Source organism: Citrobacter sp. wls827 (assembly GCF_005280875.1).
GTDB classification, from domain to species: domain Bacteria; phylum Pseudomonadota; class Gammaproteobacteria; order Enterobacterales; family Enterobacteriaceae; genus Citrobacter; species Citrobacter youngae.
Window position 1 is genome coordinate 3614 of record NZ_SZWR01000022.1, and the last position, 4403, is coordinate 8016.

3 protein-coding genes are annotated in these 4403 nt (G+C 47.2%); all 3 read right to left on the reverse strand.

The window, feature by feature from the left end; translation table 11 throughout:
* Nucleotides 1-61 precede the first annotated feature (61 nt).
* The 3 genes from FDX03_RS23605 to emrA all read right to left on the reverse strand — a co-directional run bounded on the left by FDX03_RS23605 (nt 62) and on the right by emrA (nt 4311).
* Entirely contained in the window at nt 62-1405 is a 1344-nt protein-coding gene (locus FDX03_RS23605; protein WP_249357107.1) for a pentapeptide repeat-containing protein, read from the reverse strand.
* 178 nt (nt 1406-1583) lie between these two features.
* Complete coding sequence (gene emrB / locus FDX03_RS18715; protein WP_061068443.1) at nt 1584-3122, reverse strand: multidrug efflux MFS transporter permease subunit EmrB; 1539 nt, start codon at nt 3120-3122, stop codon at nt 1584-1586.
* A 16-nt stretch (nt 3123-3138) separates the two neighbouring features.
* Entirely contained in the window at nt 3139-4311 is a 1173-nt protein-coding gene (emrA, locus tag FDX03_RS18720; protein ID WP_048213008.1) for a multidrug efflux MFS transporter periplasmic adaptor subunit EmrA, read from the reverse strand.
* Nucleotides 4312-4403 lie beyond the last annotated feature (92 nt).

The following is a 4403-nucleotide window of genomic DNA, read 5'->3' on the forward strand; positions in this document are numbered from 1 at the left end:
ACCATCGCACCTTTAAATGACATCGTCAGAATGTAGTTGCAAGCGCTATTGAGTTTTACCTTTATATTTTATTAAAAATAACATCAATTAATTTACCAAACTCTCTATAAAAAGAAGTATATTGTCCAAAGATTTCTACGTCTTCTAAGATTTCTGGGGTTATTACACTGACATTGGTACAATAGTCATATTTCCCCATCATAATCTCACCTTTGTCCAGTATTTTACAATAACTCTCTTGGCTAGTGATGTTAAAGGATTCCAGATCATTTTTTAGATCCTTGATGAAATCCTTGTACTCTGTGGTCGTACTGAGTCCTCTCGAAAGTAGTGCCATTTTATCTGCATCAAAGTAACCGGATTGTACGGCTTCATTCCATTTATCTAGAGTTGTTATTTTCCTAAGGCTTGATTCGGCAGGAATGATATCTTTATATACAGCAGGTTGTTCAAAAAAGAGTTTTGAAAATTTGTCGATAATTTGCTTTAAGTTACCCATTCCTGCTTCTGAAAATTTCTGCATGGTATAATGCAATATTGATTCATTAGCAATAATGTTTCCTGCGATTGAATATGAAACCATCATGTCTGAGTCTTTTTCTTCAATCAATGTTTTACTAAACAATTGTTGACACTCTGGTTTAGCCATATTCTTAATAGATTCGAATAATTTATTATTTTTACTGAAGATATTTTTTCCCAACAACATTATCTCATTCAACCTTGCTGCTGCTTCAGGCTGATTATCTTCGCTAAAATTATCACGTATTAAACTAGTATCAAGTAGTTGTTCAGTTGCTATATTTGTTCTACTTAGATTTGCCTCGGAAAGGTCAGCATTACTCAAATCCAAATCGCTCATATCAAGTTCGCTTAAATCTTCCCCTGATAGATCGAGACATCCAGTATCAATATATTTTTGTTGGGCTTCTGATAGATTGTTTTTATCCAGAAAATATATGGTACTAAGATATCTGGCCCCTGATATGAACTGCGCTTCACTTAATTGTAACTCTAATGGTTCAGATACGTTTTCTTCACTAATATTCAGTGAGTAGGCTCCATCCGTGTCCTTACTTATACATAATTCATATTCACCTTGTAGCGATTTTTCTGACTTATCAATAGTGAATCTAATAGAAATGTCGGGGTTATCAATAATACTGTTCAGTGTTTTTCGCGGGGACATACCCTCGGAAGCCAAAGAGCTCGCGAGACTATTGATGACTGACTTAAGACGCTTCTCCCCTGAGTCCTTAATTCCAAAAGTAAAAATGTACTTCAGACACTCGACTACGCCATGTAGTTTAGTTGCTTCTTTGTGCAATGTTTTATCGTCTGGGCTCATTGCAGCGCTTACCAGTATATCTATATGTTTTTGTGCTAAAGCATTAATGTTGTCCATTGACATCGCCTTATTGATTGGTTTATCACCAAGGCGATTCTCTTACTAAGAGACAACGAAAAATATCAAAAACTGCTCTGGTTTAGCATTAATTTATATTGAATTAGTCAATGAATTGAACCCAATATAGATTCAATATCTATATTGGGTTTTGATTCTCAGTACCGACAAATCGATATTAGTGCGCGCCGCCGCCGCCGCTGCCTGCACCGAATGGCGGTTTGGCAAACCATACCAGGCCGAGAAGCACGAGGAAAATCCCTGCAGACATCCAGAAGATTTCGTTAGCAGAAATAATCAGCCCCTGGTTGGTGATTTGCTGCGCCAGCCAGCCGGATGCCTGTTCTTTGGTCATCCCTAATCCCTGCAGCTGGTTATACATGGCCTGCGCATTAGGATTATAAGGGTTTACTGACTCCGTCAGTTGCGCATGGTGCAGCGACTCACGGCTAGTCCACATCGTTGTGGTGATCGATGTGCCAATAGAACCCGCCAGCGTTCGCGTAAAGTTGGACAGGCTCGATGCTGCCGCCATTCGTTCAGGCGGTAACCCCGATAGCGTGATGGTGGTCAGTGGCATAAAGAAGCAGGCTACCGCGAACCCCTGAATAAACTGCGGCCAGGCCGATGCGCCAAAATCCATACCGGGTTCGAATGTCCACGCACGCCAGTAGAAGCAGACGGCATACATGATGAAGCTGAACGTGACCAGCCGACGCATATCCAGCTTGTGTGCGAAACGGCCGATAATCGGCGACAGGATCACCGGAATCACCCCAACCGGCGCAGACGCCAGACCTGCCCAGGTTGCCGTATATCCGTACACCTCCTGCAATAACTGCGGTAACAGGACGATTGCGCCGAAGTAGAGCATATAGGCCAGACTGATACACAGACAGCCGATGGTAAAGTTGCGCGACTTAAACAGCGAGAGATCGACAATGGGGTGCTCATCGGTAAGCTCCCAGACGATGAGGAAGCTGATTGCCACCACGGCGACAACCGTCAGGATAATAATTTCCTGCGAGGCGAACCAGTCCAATTCTTTGCCGCGGTCGAGCATAATCTGCAAACTGCCGATACCAATGACCAGCAAAGCCAGACCAATGGCGTCGATACGCCGCTGCTCGGTTTTGGTTTCCCGACCTCGCAGAGTTTGCAGGGTCATCAATACCACCACAGCACCGATTGGCACGTTGATGAAAAATATCCAGCCCCAGTGATAGTTGTCGCTGATGTAGCCCCCAAGAATGGGGCCACATATTGGGGCAACAATCACCGTCATCGACCATAGCGCGAGGGCAATGGAGCGTTTGGCGGGAGGATAGTTATTCAATAACAGGCTTTGTGACAGCGGAATCAATGGACCAGCGACAATACCCTGAATGACGCGGAAGAAAATCAGCATGTTCAGGCTGGTGGACATCCCGCATGCCCACGACGCAATGACGAAGGCGATAGTTGACCACATGAATAGTCTGACTTCGCCAACGCGTTTGGCCAGCCAGCCGGTGATCGGAATTGAGATAGCGTTCGCCACCCCGAATGAGGTGATCACCCAGGTTCCCTGGCTCAGCGAAGAGCCGAGGTTCCCGGCGATAGTGGGGATCGCCACGTTAGCAATGGTGGAGTCCAGCACCTGCATGAATGTCGCCAGGGACAGCGCAATCGTCATAATGACGAGCTGCGCGCCTTCAAGCGGTTTTTGCTGTTGCATCACACGCACCTTTAAATTAGCCCGCGTTGGCCTGCACGATCTCTTCGATCATCTTATTGACCGGATCAAGGTTGATTTCACGTGCATTACTTTCTGATACTGGCGTGGTGCGGACCTGGCTTGCCAGGATCTGCCCGTCACGATTAGCGGTATCTACCGTAACCAGTGTTGACAAACCAATACGCAGTGGATGTTGTGCCAGCTGCTGCGCATCCAGTTCGATACGTACCGGCAAACGCTGGACGACTTTGATCCAGTTACCGGTCGCGTTTTGCGCCGGCAGCAGGGAGAACGCGCTGCCCGTACCCATATCCAGGCCGACGACTTTCCCGGTGTATTTCACGTCATCGCCGTAAATATCACTGATAACGGTCGCCGGTTGGCCAATACGCATGTGGGCCAGCTGTGTTTCTTTGAAGTTGGCATCCACCCACAGGTTAGTGGCCGGAACAACCGCCATCAGTGGCGTAGTCGGGCTAATTTGCGCGCCAGGCTGCACGGCACGACGGGAAACATAGCCGGTCATCGGGCTAACAATTTTGGTACGTTCCAGTGCCAGCCAGGCATTACGCACTTCGGTGGCAGCCTGTTGTACAGCAGGTTGATCTTCCAGCTTGCTACCCAGAATCATTGCCTGGTTCGCATTATATTGTTGGATTGCGACATCAAGCTGAGCCTGAGCGCTGGCGACGGCATCGCGGGCATGTTGCAGTTCTTCGCGGCCAATCAGGTTGGCATTACCCAGCGGGACACGGCGATTAAAGTCGCTTTGTGCCTGGGCCAGTGCAGTTCTCTGCACTTCAATGCTGGCCTGCAGTTGCTTGCTGTTGATCATCAACTGGTGCGTCTGGCGCACGCTGGAGGCCAGCGCAGTTTTGGCTTTTTCAAATGCCTGTTTGGCATCTGTCTGGTCGAGAGTGACCAGCACATCGCCCTGTTTTACAAAGTCAGTGTTATCAGCCCAGACTTTCGTCACGCTGCCTGATACCTGCGCCATAATTTGAACCTGGTTCCCTGCCACGTACGCATCGTCTGTCTCTTCGATATGACGCAGTACTAAAAACCAATAAATCCCATATGCCACGGCAATGATAATAAAGAGCAAGGTCAGCAGGAGTAGCATACTTTTACGTTTGCCATTCTTCTTGACCGGTTGCTGCGGGGTTTGAGTCTCCGCATTTGCGCTCATGTTGTTCTCCACGATCTTATTTTTTTCACATCGGCTGAGCCGACCTGTTTATCAGACAGGCCAGCAGTATGCGTGCTGGCCTGTCGGTTTTT

What these genes read in the sequence shown, in the direction of transcription:
- FDX03_RS23605 (WP_249357107.1), bottom strand. Translation starts at nt 1,405, where the DNA reads ATGGACAACATTAATGCTTTAGCACAAAAACATATAGATATACTGGTA.
- emrB (WP_061068443.1), bottom strand. Translation starts at nt 3,122, where the DNA reads ATGCAACAGCAAAAACCGCTTGAAGGCGCGCAGCTCGTCATTATGACG.
- emrA (WP_048213008.1), bottom strand. Translation starts at nt 4,311, where the DNA reads ATGAGCGCAAATGCGGAGACTCAAACCCCGCAGCAACCGGTCAAGAAG.